Genomic DNA, 18,297 nt, shown 5'->3' on the forward strand with positions numbered 1-18,297 from the left:
TCAGATTAAATCTTACACGCGCCGCCTTCACAATCGGAATCAGCAGATTCGACCACTTCTTCCAAATCATCCTGAGCATCTTCCGCACCATCTCTGGTGTTGTGGTAATACAGTGTCTTCACGCCATATTTGTAAGCGAGCAGTAAATCTTTCAGCAATTGGTTCATCGGAACTTTGCCGTTAGGGAAACGCGCTGGGTCATAGTTAGTGTTGGCAGAAATAGACTGATCGATAAATTTCTGCATGATCCCTACCAATTGCAGATAACCGTCAATACTTGGCATTTGCCACAGCAACTCATAAGATCTTTTCAGACGATCATACTCTGGTACAACCTGACGTAGAATGCCATCTTTTGATGCCTTAATACTGACGTAACCTCTTGGTGGTTCAATACCGTTCGTTGCATTGGAAATCTGTGAAGACGTTTCCGATGGCATCAACGCTGACAAGGTTGAGTTACGCAGGCCATATTGCAGGATATCGCTACGCAGAGCTTCCCAATCCATATGCAATGGTTCACTGGTTAATGTATCCAGCGATTTTTTATAGGTATCAATCGGTAGAATGCCCTGTGAATAAGTTGTTTCACCAAACCACGGGCATGCTCCCTGCTCTTTAGCCAGATTATTGGAGGCTTTCAGCAAATAGTACTGAATGGCTTCAAATGTTTTATGAGTCAAACCATTCGCACTACCATCAGAATAACGAACACCGTTTTTCGCCAGATAGTAAGCAAAGTTAATAACACCAATACCCAGTGTACGACGCCCCATTGAACCCTGTTTAGCCGCAATAATCGGATAATCCTGATAGTCCAGCAAAGAATCCAGTGCGCGAACAGCCAAATCTGCCAGCTCTTCCAGCTCGCTCAGATTCTCAATAGCTCCGAGGTTGAACGCAGACAGCGTACATAATGCGATCTCACCATTTTCATCGTTAATGTTATCCAATGGTTTAGTCGGCAGTGCAATTTCCAGACACAGATTAGACTGACGAACAGGCGCAATAGCCGGGTCAAACGGACTGTGTGTATTACAGTGGTCAACGTTCTGAATATAGATACGGCCGGTTGAAGCACGTTCCTGCATCATCAAAGAGAACAATTCTACTGCCTTGATACGCTCTTTACGGATATTGCTGTCATTTTCATATTGCGTATACAGGCGCTCAAATTCATCCTGATCAGCAAAGAAAGCATCATATAACCCCGGTACATCGGACGGGCTGAACAGCGTAATGTCTTGACCTTTGATCAAGCGCTCATACATAAGCTTGTTGATCTGTACACCATAGTCCATATGGCGAACACGGTTTCCTTCAACACCACGGTTGTTTTTCAGCACCAGCAGGCTTTCTACTTCCAGATGCCACATTGGGTAGAACAATGTCGCCGCACCACCGCGAACACCACCCTGAGAACAGGATTTCACTGCTGTCTGGAAGTGCTTATAAAATGGAATACAGCCAGTATGGAAAGCTTCACCACCTCGGATAGGGCTGCCCAATGCACGGATACGACCTGCATTCACCCCAATACCTGCACGCTGGGATACATATTTCACAATCGCACTGGATGTGGCATTGATAGAATCAAGGCTGTCACCACACTCAATCAGAACACAGGAGCTGAACTGACGGGTTGGAGTGCGGACTCCCGCCATAATCGGCGTTGGCAATGAAATTTTGAAGGTAGAAACCGCATCGTAAAAACGGCGGATATAATCCAGACGAGTTTCCTTCGGATAGGTAGAAAACAAGCATGCTGCGACCAGTACATACAAGAACTGGGCACTTTCATAAATTTCACCAGTAACACGGTTCTGTACCAGATATTTGCCTTCGAGCTGTTTAACAGCTGCGTAGGAAAAATCCATATCACGCAGATGGCTAATAAAACTGTCCATTTGCTCGAATTCTTCTTTGGAGTAGTCTTCCAGCAAATGTTTGTCATACTTACCTAAATCGACCATACGTGCAACGTGGTCATATAACGCTGGCGGCTCAAATTGACCATAGGCCTTTTTGCGCAGGTTAAAAATGGCTAAACGCGCTGCCAGATACTGGTAATCAGGTGCATCACCTGAAATCAGGTCAGCAGCAGCCTTAATCATGGTTTCATGGATATCGGATGTTTTAATACCGTCATAAAATTGAATCTGGGAACGCAACTCTACTTGTGATACTGAGACATTTTTCAGCCCTTCGGCAGCCCAGGTAACAACCCGGTGAATTTTATCAAGATCAATTTGTTCTTTATGCCCATCACGCTTGGTTACTAGCAGACTCTGGTTCATGAGGAAATACACCTTCTTTTTCGTATCTCGCCCTTAATTGTTTTTCCTGTCCGTTGACAGCACGATGCCCCCAAGAAGACTGAAAGCCAGTTGGGAACTAGTAGTAGTGAAACGTCCAGAAACACAATATATAGGGGGTGAATAAAACTGTAATAACAAGATAATGTTAATTTCGCGTTTTATCAAGTGTACAAGATCGGGAAGTTTTGTGGATAACTTGAGGATTAATTTTTCCAAAAAGCCGATAACCTGCGTAGTTACTTGGTGTTACTTTCGCAAACCTATCGGCAGAAACTCAAAAATAAAAACTTAAAAAAAGTATCTATTTGCTGTTTTATTAATCCTTTAATTGTTCTTGTTAAGCGGATTGGGTATGGAGCATATAATTCACATCCACATTGTGTCCAAGACGAAATTTATCTGTTAACGGATTGTAATGAATACCAATAATATGTTGATCTTTCAGGGAAGTTTCATCCAGCCAGCCAATCAGCTCTGAAGGGCGGATAAATTTTTTCGCATCATGTGTTCCTTTTGGCACCATGTTCAAAATATATTCAGCGCCGATAACAGCGATTAGCCACGCTTTCCGATTACGGTTGATGGTGGAAAAAAACACATGGCCACCGGGTTTAACCAATTTGGCACAAGCGCGAATCGCAGATCCCGGATCGGGGACGTGCTCCAACATTTCCATGCAAGTAACGACATCATAGGTGTGCGGGTGTTGTTCGGCATGGCTTTCCACGGTTTCCTGCACATAAGTCACCGGCATACCGGATTCCAATGCATGCAGCCGGGCAACCTGCAATGGCTCAAAACCCATGTCCAGACCAGTCACATCTGCCCCTTCACGAGCCATACTCTCTGACAGTATTCCGCCGCCACATCCGACATCCAGCACTTTTTTACCGAAAAGCCCTCCGGCTCGTTGCAGAATATAGTTCAGTCGTAATGGATTAATACGGTGTAATGGCTTAAATTCACCATCAAGGTCCCACCATCGGGAAGCAACTGCTTCAAATTTTTCGATTTCCTGTTGATCCACGTTGGCATGGGATTGAGTGTGTGAATCGGGGGTTTTAGCGTTCATCAGCAATATCGCTCCTAGGAACTGCTTCACAGAAAACTGGTTCACAGAAAACTGATTCACAGAAAATGTAACAGTATTATGGGGATGTGTGATAAGAAACTATTATACACACCTTAATCTTGAAATACCCGCATCTGATTTTTATAAAACTGTCAATTTGTGGTATAATTCTAAGCCTTTGAATTCGGAGTATGAGGGACAGTGGCTCCATGAGCGACATTGCCAGAGAAATCACCCCGGTCAATATCGAAGAAGAGCTGAAAAGCTCATATCTGGATTATGCGATGTCCGTTATTGTTGGACGCGCACTGCCAGATGTTCGAGACGGACTGAAGCCCGTACATCGCCGTGTACTTTTTGCGATGAATGTACTGGGAAATGATTGGAATAAACCCTATAAAAAATCTGCCCGCGTTGTTGGGGATGTGATCGGTAAATACCATCCACACGGCGACACCGCTGTTTACGACACGATTGTACGTCTGGCACAGCCATTCTCCATGCGTTATATGCTGGTTGACGGTCAGGGGAACTTTGGGTCAGTTGACGGCGACTCTGCGGCTGCGATGCGTTATACCGAAGTACGCATGTCAAAAATAGCCCATGAATTGCTGGCAGATCTGGAAAAAGAGACCGTCGATTTTGTGCCTAACTATGATGGCACGGAGCAGATTCCCGATGTCATGCCAACCCGTATTCCCAATTTGCTGGTGAATGGTTCATCAGGGATTGCGGTCGGCATGGCAACTAACATTCCGCCTCATAACCTGTCTGAGGTGATCGATGGCTGTCTGGCTTATATTGATGATGAAAATATCAGTATTGAAGGCCTGATGGAATATATCCCGGGGCCTGATTTCCCGACAGCAGCCATTATCAATGGTCGTCGTGGTATTCAGGAAGCCTACCGTACCGGTCGCGGTAAAGTTTATATCCGTGCCCGCGCAGAAGTTGAAACTGACGAAAAAAATGGCCGCGAAACCATTATCGTCAATGAAATCCCTTATCAGGTAAACAAAGCGCGCCTGATTGAGAAAATCGCTGAACTGGTGAAAGATAAGCGAATCGAAGGGATTAGTGCATTACGTGACGAATCCGATAAAGATGGCATGCGCATCGTTATCGAAGTAAAACGTGATGCGGTCGGTGAAGTTGTTCTGAATAACCTGTACTCTCTCACTCAATTGCAGGTTTCATTCGGTATCAACATGGTTGCTCTGCATCAGGGTCAACCTAAGCTGCTTAATCTGAAAGAAATTCTTTCTGCATTTGTCAGCCACCGCCGGGAAGTTGTCACCCGCAGAACAATTTTCGAACTACGCAAAGCCCGCGATCGTGCTCATATCCTTGAAGCACTGGCTATTGCACTGGCCAATATCGATCCGGTTATCGAATTGATCCGCCGTGCTCCTACACCTGCCGAAGCGAAAGCAAACCTCATTTCTCAGCCATGGGAATTGGGTAATGTTGCAGCAATGCTGGCTCAGGCCGGTGATGATGCCGCTCGCCCTGAATGGCTCGAGCCAGAATATGGTATCCGTGACGGCAAGTACTATCTGACCGAACAACAGGCTCAGGCTATTTTGGATCTGCGTTTGCAGAAACTGACCGGTCTGGAACACGAAAAGCTGCTTGATGAATACCGCGAGTTGCTGAAAGTTATCGCTGAACTGATGTTCATTCTGGAAAGCCCAGAGCGCCTGCTGGAAGTCATCCGGGAAGAGTTACTTGCCATCAAAGGGCAGTATAACGATAAACGTCGTACTGAACTGACCGAAAACTCAGCTGATATCAACATTGAAGACCTGATTAATCAGGAAGATGTTGTGGTAACACTGTCTCATCAGGGATATGTGAAATACCAGCCTCTGTCTGATTATGAAGCTCAGCGTCGTGGTGGCAAAGGTAAATCCGCAGCACGTATCAAAGAAGAAGATTTCATTGAGCGTCTGCTGGTAGCCAACACTCACGATACAATTCTTTGCTTCTCCAACAAAGGCAAAATGTACTGGCTGAAAGTCTATCAGCTACCCGAAGCAAGTCGCGGTGCCCGTGGCCGGCCGATTGTCAACTTGTTGCCATTAGGTCAGGACGAACGTATTACGGCTATTCTGCCGGTACGTGAGTATGAAGAAGGTCTGAATATCTTCATGGCAACGGCAAGCGGGGTTGTTAAGAAGACTAAACTCAGCGAATTCAGCCGTCCACGTAGCGCCGGTATCATCGCCGTTAATCTGAATGAAGGCGATGAACTGATCGGTGTTGACCTCACAGATGGCAGCAATGAAGTCATGCTGTTCTCTGCACAGGGTAAAGTTGTCCGCTTCCTTGAAGAAGAGGAAGAAACGCTGGAAGATGGTACCGTCCGCGTGAAAGGCGTCCGTGCAATGGGACGTACAGCAACCGGAGTCCGGGGTATTAAACTGGCTGAAGGAGATAAAGTCGTTTCTCTGATTATTCCTCGCGGAGAAGGACAGATCCTGACGGTGACAGAAAACGGTTATGGAAAACGAACCGCCGAGAAAGAATACCCGACCAAATCCCGTGCAACTCAGGGCGTTATCTCGATCAAAGTCAGTGAACGTAACGGTAATGTGATTGGGGCAATTCAGGTTGAACCAACCGATCAAATCATGATGATCACTGATGCGGGAACATTAGTACGCACCAGAGTGTCTGAAGTCAGCACTGTCGGCCGTAATACTCAAGGGGTCACCTTGATCCGCACGGCAGAAGATGAAAAAGTGGTTGGCTTGCAGCGTGTAGCTGAACCCGATGATGATGAAGACGAAGACGTTAATGAAGACGGTAATATAGTCACGCCTTCTGATGAAGAAAGTAATGGATCAGAAAATCAGGAATAACATTCTTTTTTTCTGAAACACTGATACATTAAAAAAAGCAGGTATAAAATGCCTGCTTTTTTATATGATTTTTTTTAGTATCAAATGCTACTTTGTATTCCCTGCTACACTAGTATATGCTGTTAACAGTTATTATTGACCACATTTTCATCAGGCGACCTCTTGAGATATCTATCTTCATTTCATACATCACTAAAGATATCCCGCTACCTTTTTCGGGTACTTGGTTTTATGTTATGGGCATTAGGCGCCTTATTAACCTCTTTCTATCTGACTAATATTTTTAATAAGGGTAAATCAGATATTCGTCAGGACTATAATACTGTCTACGATATAATGTTCTCCTATATTCGGAGTACGACTAGTACTTTGCATGATCTCCAATATATGACGGAAAAACATTTATCCCAGAAGAATGAAAAAAAACCAACTATTAACCTGCCACATAATAACTCCCATTTTTTGTACACACCGCTGAGTATACACTCTAATTGTGACGCTCTGAGTAATGAACCAGACCATTACTTAAAATCATTAAATGAGCTGCTCTTCTTCTGGAAAGATAATATTGTTATGCCACAAGGTATCAATCAGGTTTTTGTCGTCGATATTCCAAGTATGTGCATGATGAACTTTCCAATTCGCGGTACAATAACAGATCCTGACATACTAAAAAAAATGGTTTATGAGAATTACCGACGTCTGATATTTGACCAAGAGCAAGGGAAAAATCAAAATGTCTATTGGGCAGCGCCAAATACCAGCTCCGACAGTGGTAGTTTTTATATTCTTGCTCCTATTTATAGCAATGGGCACATGATTGCAATGATGGGCGTCGAACAATCTATCAGGCTGGATAGTTTTATCCCCGATCATGACAGGAATATTACTCTTACACTGCTAAATCATTATAATAAGCCTGAATTATATTATCCTGCAAAGAATGGTAATAAACCCAATACTATTGGCTATAATACGCAGGTACCTTATTTTGGCTACAGTGAAAACTTTTCTCATGTATTGTTAAAGCGGCGCCTAGCTCCTTCATCATTCAGTGTGGTATATTCAGAACCCTTAGTGAATATTTTTAATGCATTCAAACATAAAGTCATTAACAGTATTCTCCTGAATATCACCTCTGCTATTCTGATTATCTTTTTTGTTTGGTTATTTGAGAGAAAAATGTTCTCTCCTGCTGAAAATAATGCGCTTCGCCTTGAAGAAAATGAACAGTTTAATCATAAAATAGTCGCCTCAGCCCCTGTTGGGATCAGTATTTTACGGATTAGCGATGGCGCTAATATATTAAGTAATGAACTTGCGCATAACTATACTAGAATGCTGACGTTTGAAGATCAAAAACGTATTATCGATATCATTTGTGATAAAAGCAGCAGCTACATTGATGTTGTCACTAGTAATAATAATCATCTGCAAATTAGTTTTGTTCATTCACGCTATCGCAATGAAGAAGTTGCAATCTGTGTTCTGATTGATATCAGCACCCGGGCTAAAATGGAGAAATCATTACAAGAAATGGCCTCAGCCGCAGAGCAGGCTAATCAGGCAAAATCAATGTTTTTAGCAACAGTGAGCCATGAATTAAGGACGCCATTATATGGCATTATCGGAAACCTTGAATTACTACAATCCTATCCATTGTCACCGGAAGCTGCCCGGTTATTATCGACAATGAATAATTCATCATCACTGCTGTTAAAAATTATTAGTGATATTCTTGATTTCTCCAAAATAGAATCTAATCAATTAAAAATTGATCCGAAAGAATTCAGCTGTAAAGAAGTCATATCTCATGTGATTTCAAATTATCTTCCTCTTATTGCGAAAAAAAATCTGGGACTCTATTGTTATATTGAACCCGATGTACCTGACTACATTAATAACGACCCGGTGAGGCTTCAGCAAATTATTTCCAACCTGTTAAATAATGCAATTAAATTTACAGAAACTGGTTGCATTGTTATATCCATTGCGATAAGACACGGCTATATGTATATCAGTATCAAAGATACTGGGTTAGGCATAGAAAATAAATTACAGCCTCAGTTATTTGAACCGTTTTTTCAAACCAGTACTAATAAAGAGAATGCATCACAAGGTACCGGATTGGGTTTAGCTATTTGTGAAAAATTAATCAATCTGATGGATGGTGAGATTGAGTTTGTATCCCAACAATATGTTGGCAGTATTTTCTCTATCCGGCTTCCGTTATACGGTGCAAGATATGATAAGGAAAAATACCAAGCTAATATCTATTCACCAAAACATGCTCAACAAAAAATAGTCTTAGCTATTCACAATGACTATTTAGAAAAATATCTGTACAATTTGCTTACAAAGGCACATTTTAAAATTGCTTTATATGACGAAAATAAAATCACTGGCTCTGAATTTTTAGTCAGTGATTTACCTATTGAGACTAATAATTCTGTTCATTACCGTATTGAAATATCAGAACAGCATATCGGTGCCCCCAAAAATACCCACAATAATTATTGGTTGCATAACACTTACCAGATTAGCGATTTTGCTTCTTTCATTGATAATCTGCTATCGAACAATAATTATATGCCTCTTTCTTCTGCTTCAACAAAAATAATGCCGGTCAAAGTAGATGACAGATTAAATACGACTAAAATCTTAGTTGTTGATGATCATCCAATCAATAGGCATTTACTGGTTGAACAATTAAGCTCATTAGGCCTCAAAACAGCAATGGCTCATGATGGGCTTGATGCTATTGAACATCTGAAAAATAACGAGACTGATATTATTCTGACCGATGTTAACATGCCCAATATGGATGGTTATGAATTCACGAAATATTTAAGAAGTACAGGATATACTAAGCCCATTATTGGGATAACAGCGAATGCTATGGCAGAAGAAAGGCAACGTTGTGCTGATGTCGGTATGGATTATTGTTTACTAAAACCAGTATCACTGACAACACTGAAAGAAACATTAGTGTCCTATATAAGATCGGCAACATAAATCACCGATCTTATACTGAAAGAAAATAAATAATTGGTTATTTAACCATATCATTGTCAATAGTGACTGAAGATAAGTAATTAAGTAACGCAATATCGTTATCAACTCCCAGTTTTATCATCGCAGATTTTTTCTGACTACTAATGGTTTTTATACTACGATTGAGCTTCTTTGCAATATCTGTAACGAGTAGCCCCTCAGCAAATAAACGCAGCACTTCACTTTCTTTTGGCGATAAACGCTTATCTCCGTAACCATTAGCATTCACTCTTTCCAACAACTTAGAAACACTTTCAGGTGTAAATTGCTTACCTTTTTGTAACGCAGAAAGTGCTTTAGGCAAATCGGTTGGCGCTCCCTGCTTTAAAACAATCCCCTCAATATCAAGTTCAAGTACTGCACTTAAAATAGCCGGATTGTTGTTCATCGTCAGAACGATGATAGCCAGTGTCGGATAATGGCGTTTAATATATTTTATCAGGGTGATGCCATCGCCATATTTGTCACCGGGCATTGACAAATCCGTTATGAGAACATCTGCTTCTATATGTGGCAAACTATTAATCAGTGTAGTTGAATTTTCAAACTCACCGACAATATTAATCCACTCAATTTGTTCAAGTGACTTGCGGATGCCAAATAAAACAATAGGATGGTCATCGGCAATAATGACATTAAGGTTATTCATATTATTGGTTACCTTGGCTGCAACAGCTTTGTGACAAAGGAATCAATACGGCTGATGCTACTTTTGATTTCTACTTCATTATTGGCTGCTATGTGTTGTTCCAACGCCTCACATGATGTTTTTAGCAATTTAAAGTCTAACATAGCAAACGCACCTTTAAGGCGGTGTACCGTTTGCGAAAGTGATATTAAGTCATAGCGTTCCATATCAGTATACAGCTTAGTAACATCCATCGGTACCGTCTCTATAAATAATTTCCTATAATTACTGTCTACCAACTGTATATGATAACTTTTAAGGGTATTACAAATATTACTATCTACATTTTGAACAAAATCTGATTCTGGTTTCAGATCAGAGGAGATCTCATCAGATTCGATTAAACTGAAATTCTCTTCAATCAGCAGCGATATCGCATTGATAACATCACCCACAAAATTGTAATTACACTGAACCAAACCAGCTTGCATTTGCTTAAACCCTACTAAATTACCTACTAATAATATAGTTGGCTTTTTTGTTTTGTTCTGTTTATCAGTAAGAATAATATCGTATTCTTCCGTAACACTTTCTGTGTTTTTTTCAAAATATGTTGCTCCATAATTATCAAGATGATTATGGATTATTTTTTTAATTTCAGGATTACTAATATCTATCAGGACGATAACTCCTTCTAACAGTTGCGGGATCTCAATATCTTCATCTTGTTGAGACAGAGGTAAGCTGACAACATAGTGCGTTCCCAGCCCCAGCTTACTGTTAATTTGAAGATTTCCTCCCATTTTTTTACATAACTGATTGCACAAATAAAAAGCTAACCCAGAATTTGTATAATATTTATCTTCTGCTAGCTTATGTAAGAAAGGATAGCTTAAACTGTTCAGATCCTTCTCACTAAGCCCTGAGCCACTATCAATTAATTCAATCTGTATGTGGCTGCTATATTTACCAGAACTCCTGACGTTAAGTGATATTTTCCCATAACTGGTTGTTGTAATAGCATAATTTAATAATAACGAAACTATTTTACTTATTGCTCGCCCATCACCATTGAATAAGGATTCATGGGGAATGTTAAAATGATAATAAGCCTTCAGGCTCTTAGCATTGAGTGTTGGAAAAAATATTTTTAATATACTTTCCAGTTGTGAGGATAAAGAAAATACCTCATTAACAGGCTTCCAATCACCTGACTCTAACTCATTGAGTAATGAAATATTTTCCATCCAATCTGTAATATATTCTGATTTTAACAGCAACCTATCCAGTGAATATTGGAGGTCTTCATCTTGTGACTTTTCTTTCAACTGGATAACAAGATCGTTCAACTCCTGAATAGGTTTTTTTATTTCATTGTTAATATTTAGCAGCATTGAACGTCTGGCGTACGCACTTTTCTCATATTCTCGTTGAGCAAGTTGTAATCGTTTATTGATCATTACCTCCTTATCCCGACCCTGCAATAAGAAAAGGTATGTTTCAGGCAATAAGTGGCTGCTATACATTTTCACTTCATAAACCGCATCTTCAATCGAAGTCTGAATGACACCATGATGCTGCTCTGCCATTATCTTAACCTTATTCAAATCAAGATAAGGCAACAGTTTTTCAGCAATTTTATTACTACTGATCAATTGATTTGATGAAAAATCATAAACCAGTAGCCCAATGGGTATATTGGAAACAATATCATTTTCCAGCGATTTTTTGATTTTCAGCTCCTCATCCATTGATGCATTTGGCGTGATATATCGCCGGCGGATATAAAATAACCCACTGAATGAAAGTAGTAAGAAAAGCAATATCGAAAGCAACAGCCAAATATTTCTGAGTAATAAATCTACAACAATGGCTTTCAGTGGAACCTGATATATTAATTTATACGGCACAATATTCAGTGGCTGAGAAAACTCCAGCCAAAAACCGTTTAAAGAAACATCAACTTTACTTGTTTTGTCGATATCGTATTCATTATTTGAGTTCAGCCGAAAATTTGCCGGTGACATATCAACCGGTAAGAGGTTATTAATTGGCAGATCAAAGGCGATAACGGTGGTTAATTGCCCGGGTGAGTTGAATGCTGCTTTATAAGTATAGAAATAAATATTCTCTCCGCGCAATGAATGAATAGATGAGATACTTTCCCTTTCATCCAGCGCTATTGACTGAGCCAGCATTTCAGAACGCTTAAAATCAGAACTCAGAGTCAGATAACTTTCTTTAAATCTGATTTCCGGTTTTAAAATAGGGTGCGTCGTTACCAATAGTAAATTGTTATCCTTACCATTGAGATAATACATAGACTCATATTCGTTGCGTGAGCCCCAGAGAATTTCAAGATAATGGGATAATTTCTGGGCCAGTTGCACACTTGAATCATTGTAACGACCAAAAATAATCGCATCGATATTTTTGCTATTGCTTTCCAGCCAATAAATACTCGAGCCTATTTCCAGTGTAGGCACAGTCCCCAGAGAAGATAGTGACTGAGAATTAGCCTGTTCGAAAATATGCCCTGCGTGATAACGATAATCTTTAATCTGCAATCTCATTTTAGCTGTCACACTACTGACAGCATATTTTTTCTCCATCAACCAACTATCAAAATAGTTATACCCAAATAAAAATAGAGACGTAAAAAGCAGAATAATAAACAGTGCATAAAAACGGGGGATAGCAGATTGCTTAATAGGTGCTTGTTTATACATTCTTTGAGTGGCTACCTTTCATGTGAAGATATCTATGGTTAAATTTAATTCAATTTGCAATAAAATAAGTCATTGAGTTGTGTTAATACTAGCAGGTTAGCGAATAAAAAGGCCATCGGCGTTCGAAGATTGAGCAAACAGTAAAAAAATAACAATTTTTTCCTTTCGGGGACTAGACACCTCCCAGAGATATAGGCATAATCTCGCGCCATGGAAGGATGGCCGAGCGGTCGAAGGCAGCGGTCTTGAAAACCGCCGATGGGAAACCATCCTAGAGTTCGAATCTCTATCCTTCCGCCAAATTTCGCCGGCTTAGCTCAGTTGGTAGAGCAACTGACTTGTAATCAGTAGGTCACCAGTTCGATTCCGGTAGCCGGCACCAAATAAGACCCGTTATCTTTCAACAAGATAGCGGGTTTTTATTTTGTCCCACTAATGACGCTGAACGCAGTATGGGACATATTTGGGACTTCATCGTGGAAAAGAGCATCAATTTGTTGTGCATGCTCTGTTAAGTGAGAAAGCGCAAGATGCGCATATCGTCGCACCATCTCAATTGATTCCCAGCCCCCATTTCCTGCAATGCACTCAAAAGTACTCCAGCTGAACAAGCCAGCTTGCCCATGTGTGACGCAGGTCGTGGAATCGGAAATTTTCAATACCCGCTCGATGCAACCCTGTTTTCCATGCTGTATTGTCATCAACCCAGAGCAAATAATTCTGGGGTTGCTGGAGTTCGTTAGGACGCAGTGTGGGTGAGAGGACAGTGGGAATAAATCGTCCTATTTGGTTCATAGCTAAAAGCAGATACTATTGGTGTATTATCCGATGCTTCACATACTTTAATGCATGTTTGCCATTTGGAGCTGCCCGTCGGATATAGAATCGAGCAGACAAAAGAGCAGGTACTAGCATAAATTTGTGTTGAAGCTAAAAGAGTTGCGCCAGCCATCAGACAAAGGAGAAGATACTTTTTCATCATTATTTCCTACACCTTTTACAGCAACTATTACAAAACTGATAACTCCATTTCAGTGTAATTAAAAGCGAATAATGCTTAACAATTAGCTACTGCTTGAAACTAAACCCAATATTTCTTTACCCATTCCCTGAGTGATTAAAGAAATACAGATAACGCATGCTGCCACTTCGTTCTCACCGCGTACCCTACGCATACGAACAGGTGGCATTTTTATTTTCGACTGTAGAGATATCATCATGGTTAATTTATGTGCTGGATGAAAATCATAAACTCATTTTTTCAATATCTTGCTTGAGCGTAAAGGACTGCAAAAAACGACTTAATACATTGTTTTGAATATTCTATTTTGCTCTGAGTCCACTGAGCACTTCTGATTGGTAATTACAAATATTTTCAAGCTTTGTCTGTGTGATTCCCGTATAACGATCAAATTACTTGACCAAATGAAAAACTCAATTTTAGGAGTAAATATTAAAAACTGAATTTTCTCACGTAGAGAATATGTGATCATTCATGCTGTTGACCTAATCATCTTTTTGTTGATGTTTTATTCATTTAAATATTATTGCCATGGGGATTACAATAATGGTTCTTATTTATCCGGCAATAAATTTATCTAAAATAGATTTTTAAAATACCCATAAAAATAGCTTTATCACACAAAAACCTTGTCATTCATTAATCTAATTAAGAAAACATTAAAAAAACAACGAGATACAAAATTACAGGTTAACAAAATCACTAAAAACCACGTCACCAAGTATATTTTTATAATAAGACTAAATAAAACAATTTGACTAATAAACTACCAATTATTAGTTTCTCTTTTCCCTTCCGGAAATGACGGTTATTGAAACGAAATTAAAATCATAAAAATTAACGCCACATATTATTAACGAACAACCTTGGTTACTAATTAACTTATGGTGAAATCGAAAAATAATGGCCGATATATACACAATGGATTTCAAGAGCGATTTCAAGAGCAATAGATTTCAAAATGCGTCGCGGCGGCAATGAAGCTCCTCTCTGGCAGCATTTACTGGGGGTTTCTTTTCTCCGATAAATCTCAATTTGATTGAAAAACAAATGGCAACTGAACCCTTCAGTCCATCTGTATTGAATAAGTAAATTTGAGGAGTCCGAAAATGCAAGAAAAACCGGGTCTTATTTGGTATCTGGTGTTGGTTGCACTACTTGATTTTATCGGCTTGGGAATGGTGGTAGCGATATTCCCGCACATGATGATTTCTGATGCAGCTTCACTATTCCCGGAAGGTTGGGATCATCAAAAAAAGGTCGTTATGTTGGGGATTTTCCTTGCAATCTATCCTTTGGGCCAGTTTTTTGGTGCTTCCATACTGGGCAAAATGTCAGATATTTATGGTCGCAGGAAAATGATGCTAATTACTGTAGCGGGCACTGCTATAGCCTTTGCCGCCAGTGGCTATGCAGTGGTTGAAGCATCAGCAGGGTTACTACTGCTTAGTCGTTTGCTCGCCGGGATGATGGCGGGTAATGTGGCAATTGCACAGGCAAGCATGGCGGATATCAGCGAACCGGGAAATAAAGCTAAAAATCTCTCTATGATTCAGACTGCTCTGGGTCTGGCCTGGGTGATAGGGCCGCCAATCGGAGGCTGGCTAACTAACGTATCTCTGGGGCAGTTCAACGGGTATATGACACCCTTTGTGATTATGGCTGTTATCTTTGCTCTGCTATTTATCTACACTTTGGTTACATATCCCGATACTCTGGAAAAACATACACAAGAAAAAATAAATGCCTTTTCTGGTCTGGTTCAAATTGCAAAAGCCTACAGCCACACTGAGCTGAGAATGGCATTTACTATCTGGACAGTTTTTGTTGCTGGGTGGTGGCTGTTTGAATCTTTCCTGCCCGCTTATCTGCTGGATATTTACAGTTTCAGTTCATTCCAGATTGGTTCTTTTCTCGCCATAATGGGAGCGACCTATGCATTATTCCAGTATCTGGTGGTAAGACACGTTGCCAAAGTCGCTAAACCTGAAAATATGGTGCGATATTCACTTGTGGTGTCATCACTTGCCGTCATAGCCATTTCACTGGTCAGTCAGGTTATTTACCTGCATATATTCATTACTCTTTTCGTCACCTCAATGGGTTTTGCGTTGACTGGTTTGATAAGTAGTATCTCAAATCTTGCACCGGAGAATGAGCAGGGCGAAATCATGGGTTCTATCAGTTCCATTCAGGCGCTGGCCACACTGATAGTTATGTTGGCAGGCGGTTTCCTCGATACCTCTAATATCAGGGTAACGGTAGTAGGTGGTGGATTATTACTGTTAATTAGCTGGCTACTTTTTGTGTTACGTCTGCGTGTCATTAACCGCAAAGTGATTCGCTAGGTACGAATAGTCATCAGTAAGTCATCCGTTCAATTCACATAGCTGGCATTGTATAAGAAAAAACCCGTTATCTCAGGATCGCGGGTTTTTTCTTTTCTACTTTCAGGCATACTACAACACGTTATTCTCAGTTCAGGTGTGATAATCAAAGCGCCAACCTGCCAAGCGAATAACAGCCGTGATCTGTAATATAAGGCTATGGCTGGAATGTATTTTCTTTCCGCCGAGTTTCCACAGGTGCAACAATTCAAAATCAGATGAATTCATTCAATCTCATTTTTTAACCTACTTCTCAGTTTTAGCACACTGTGTAATTATTTCTTTACAATGCATGTATCGTGAATTTGACAGCTATACATCAATCCTTTACTCTGCCAGTCTTATCACTATTTTATCAATATATTCAGAGACGAGGATCGCGTGAAGAATCGCACTACTGGCAGTATTTTTATCGTCGCCGGAACGACGATTGGGGCAGGAATGCTGGCCATGCCTCTGGCTGCGGCAGGTGTGGGTTTTAGTACAACACTGGCCATGTTAGTTGGCCTATGGGCTTTGATGAGTTATACCGCACTCCTGCTAGTGGAAGTTTATCAATATAATCAAGCCAATACCGGTCTGGGAACTATCGCAAAACGCTACTTGGGCGTCAGTGGGCAGGTGTTAACAGGGTTCAGCATGCTATTTCTGATGTACGCTCTGACAACAGCCTATATCAGTGGTGCCGGTGAGTTGCTGGCTGCCAGTTTATCTGCCTGGTTAGAGAAAGATATTTCTGTGTCTATCGGGATCATTATATTTACGCTGGTCGCCGGGAGTGTCGTCTGCATTAGTACCCGATCTGTTGATTTAATTAATCGCCTGCTATTTACGGCTAAAGTCATTTTTCTGGTGCTCGTTCTTGGTGTGATGATGCCTCATGTTGACAAGATCAACCTGATATCCATGCCAATAGAAAAAGGGCTTGTTCTGTCAGCCATTCCGGTAATTTTTACTTCGTTCGGGTTTCATGGCAGTGTGCCGAGTATCGTTGCCTATATGGGAGGGGATACAAATAAGCTCAGGAAGATATTCCTTATCGGTAGTGCTATTCCGCTGAGTGCTTATATCCTGTGGCAATTAGTCACTCTTGGTGCTATTTCTTCTAATACCTTTGTCGGGATTCTGGCACAACAGTCAGGGCTGAATGGACTATTGCAGGCTGTCAGAGAAGTTGTTGCTTCACCAAAAGTCGAACTTGCTGTTCATCTGTTTGCTGATCTCGCACTGGCGACATCGTTTCTGGGGGTTTCTCTGGGCCTGTTTGATTATCTTGCTGATCTGCTAAAACGCCGCAATCGTGCCAAAGAGCGTTTGCAAACCGGCCTGATAACTTTTGTGCCTCCTATGCTTTGCGCCCTGTTCTACCCTAACTTTGTGATGGCTCTGACCTTCGCTGCCGTTGCGCTGTCAATTCTGGCCCTGTTACTCCCCAGCCTGCTGGTTTGGCGCTGCCGTAAAGAAAATCAGGGGGGATATCGTGTAAAAGGTGGTAAACCGGCACTCGTCCTCGTTTTCCTTTGCGGTATTGCTGTCATTGCGATTCAGATTGGCATTGTTACAGGCATACTACCCGAGGTTGGCTAACACATTACGCCACTGAGAAAGGGATATCCGCATCTTTATAGATGCGGATAATTTCAGTTGAGATATCAGAAATTCACGCCCGCGCCGATGTAAAAACCATCTGACACTTTGTTACTGCGATCCCCACCTTTTCCTTTTAAATCAATCACGCGATAACCCGCTTCAATACTCAGTGGTCTGAAGAGGAGATAACGGACACCACCGGTAGCTTCGGTATAAGAGTCAATACCTGAGGTAAAACCTGATGGAGCACCATAAGCTTCACCATATAATGACAGTGATGGCGTTACCGCTGCACTGAGGCCAACACCAGCAGCCAATGCAGCACCATCTTTTCCGACTTTTGGCGACAGATAGAGCGCCTTACCGCCGACACTGGCTGTCAACGGGCCAACAGGCAGCGCAAAGGCCAGCCCCAGACTCCCCAACTGACCATTATGATCACTCCGGGCCCAGTTTCCGTTCAGGGAGAACCCCGCATTTTTATCACCAATTCCCGCAGATGTGCTGGTATAGTGCTTCCCTGCCTCAACATTTACAGAAATTGCATTTGCCGTACCAGCCATAAAGAGCAGACTAGCAGCACTGACAGCAATAAAACCTTTCATATCGTTTCCTTCTTCTCTAATTGGTAATT

The 18,297-nt window shown here is 41.2% G+C and carries 9 protein-coding genes, 2 tRNA genes and 1 pseudogene; 6 read left to right on the forward strand and 6 right to left on the reverse strand.

What is annotated here, in order from left to right:
- Positions 1–5: 5 nt before the first annotated feature.
- Both nrdA and ubiG read right to left on the reverse strand, forming a co-directional pair.
- Entirely contained in the window at positions 6–2,297 is a 2,292-nt protein-coding gene (gene nrdA / locus AAC855_RS00565; RefSeq protein WP_340607723.1) for a class 1a ribonucleoside-diphosphate reductase subunit alpha, read from the reverse strand.
- Between the two features lie 358 nt (positions 2,298–2,655).
- The gene (gene ubiG, locus AAC855_RS00570) at positions 2,656–3,390 is read right to left on the reverse strand and encodes a bifunctional 2-polyprenyl-6-hydroxyphenol methylase/3-demethylubiquinol 3-O-methyltransferase UbiG (RefSeq protein ID WP_340607724.1); all 735 of its coding nucleotides are present in this window, start codon (positions 3,388–3,390) and stop codon (positions 2,656–2,658) included.
- 209 nt (positions 3,391–3,599) lie between these two features.
- On the opposite strand from ubiG, the gene gyrA reads away from it, so the two are divergent.
- Both gyrA and rcsC read left to right on the forward strand, forming a co-directional pair.
- A complete protein-coding gene (gyrA, locus tag AAC855_RS00575) occupies positions 3,600–6,254 on the forward strand; it encodes a DNA topoisomerase (ATP-hydrolyzing) subunit A (RefSeq protein WP_340607725.1) in 2,655 nt (884 codons plus the stop codon).
- Positions 6,255–6,416: 162 nt separating this feature from the next.
- Positions 6,417–9,269 carry a two-component system sensor histidine kinase RcsC gene (gene rcsC / locus AAC855_RS00580; protein WP_340607726.1) on the forward strand — a complete coding sequence of 951 codons (2,853 nt, stop codon included), beginning with the start codon at positions 6,417–6,419 and terminating at the stop codon, positions 9,267–9,269.
- 37 nt (positions 9,270–9,306) lie between these two features.
- Here rcsC and rcsB read toward each other — a convergent pair whose 3' ends face one another.
- Together rcsB and rcsD are read right to left on the reverse strand one after the other, a co-directional pair.
- Positions 9,307–9,957: a response regulator transcription factor RcsB gene (rcsB, locus tag AAC855_RS00585; RefSeq protein ID WP_340607727.1), complete on the reverse strand. Its 651-nt coding sequence runs from the start codon at positions 9,955–9,957 to the stop codon at positions 9,307–9,309.
- 8 nt (positions 9,958–9,965) lie between these two features.
- Positions 9,966–12,665 carry a phosphotransferase RcsD gene (gene rcsD, locus AAC855_RS00590; RefSeq protein ID WP_340607728.1) on the reverse strand — a complete coding sequence of 900 codons (2,700 nt, stop codon included), beginning with the start codon at positions 12,663–12,665 and terminating at the stop codon, positions 9,966–9,968.
- 212 nt (positions 12,666–12,877) lie between these two features.
- On the opposite strand from rcsD, the gene AAC855_RS00595 reads away from it, so the two are divergent.
- Positions 12,878–12,965, forward strand: a tRNA-Ser gene (locus AAC855_RS00595).
- A 6-nt stretch (positions 12,966–12,971) separates the two neighbouring features.
- Positions 12,972–13,047: transfer RNA gene (locus AAC855_RS00600), tRNA-Thr, on the forward strand.
- Between the two features lie 37 nt (positions 13,048–13,084).
- Here the strand turns inward: AAC855_RS00600 and AAC855_RS00605 are convergent.
- A pseudogene (locus tag AAC855_RS00605) lies at positions 13,085–13,373 on the reverse strand (tyrosine-type recombinase/integrase); the annotation flags it as partial.
- 1,422 nt (positions 13,374–14,795) lie between these two features.
- On the opposite strand from AAC855_RS00605, the gene AAC855_RS00610 reads away from it, so the two are divergent.
- Together AAC855_RS00610 and tyrP are read left to right on the forward strand one after the other, a co-directional pair.
- Positions 14,796–16,034, forward strand: coding sequence for an MFS transporter (locus AAC855_RS00610; RefSeq protein WP_340607729.1), 1,239 nt, complete (start codon positions 14,796–14,798; stop codon positions 16,032–16,034).
- A 420-nt stretch (positions 16,035–16,454) separates the two neighbouring features.
- Positions 16,455–17,660: a tyrosine transporter TyrP gene (gene tyrP / locus AAC855_RS00615; RefSeq protein WP_340607730.1), complete on the forward strand. Its 1,206-nt coding sequence runs from the start codon at positions 16,455–16,457 to the stop codon at positions 17,658–17,660.
- A gap of 65 nt (positions 17,661–17,725) precedes the next feature.
- Here the strand turns inward: tyrP and AAC855_RS00620 are convergent, their stop codons facing one another.
- Positions 17,726–18,268 carry a YfaZ family outer membrane protein gene (locus tag AAC855_RS00620; protein WP_340607731.1) on the reverse strand — a complete coding sequence of 181 codons (543 nt, stop codon included), beginning with the start codon at positions 18,266–18,268 and terminating at the stop codon, positions 17,726–17,728.
- Between the last annotated feature and the right edge of the window lie 29 nt (positions 18,269–18,297).

Source organism: Xenorhabdus bharatensis (genome assembly GCF_037996705.1).
GTDB lineage: Bacteria > Pseudomonadota > Gammaproteobacteria > Enterobacterales > Enterobacteriaceae > Xenorhabdus > Xenorhabdus bharatensis.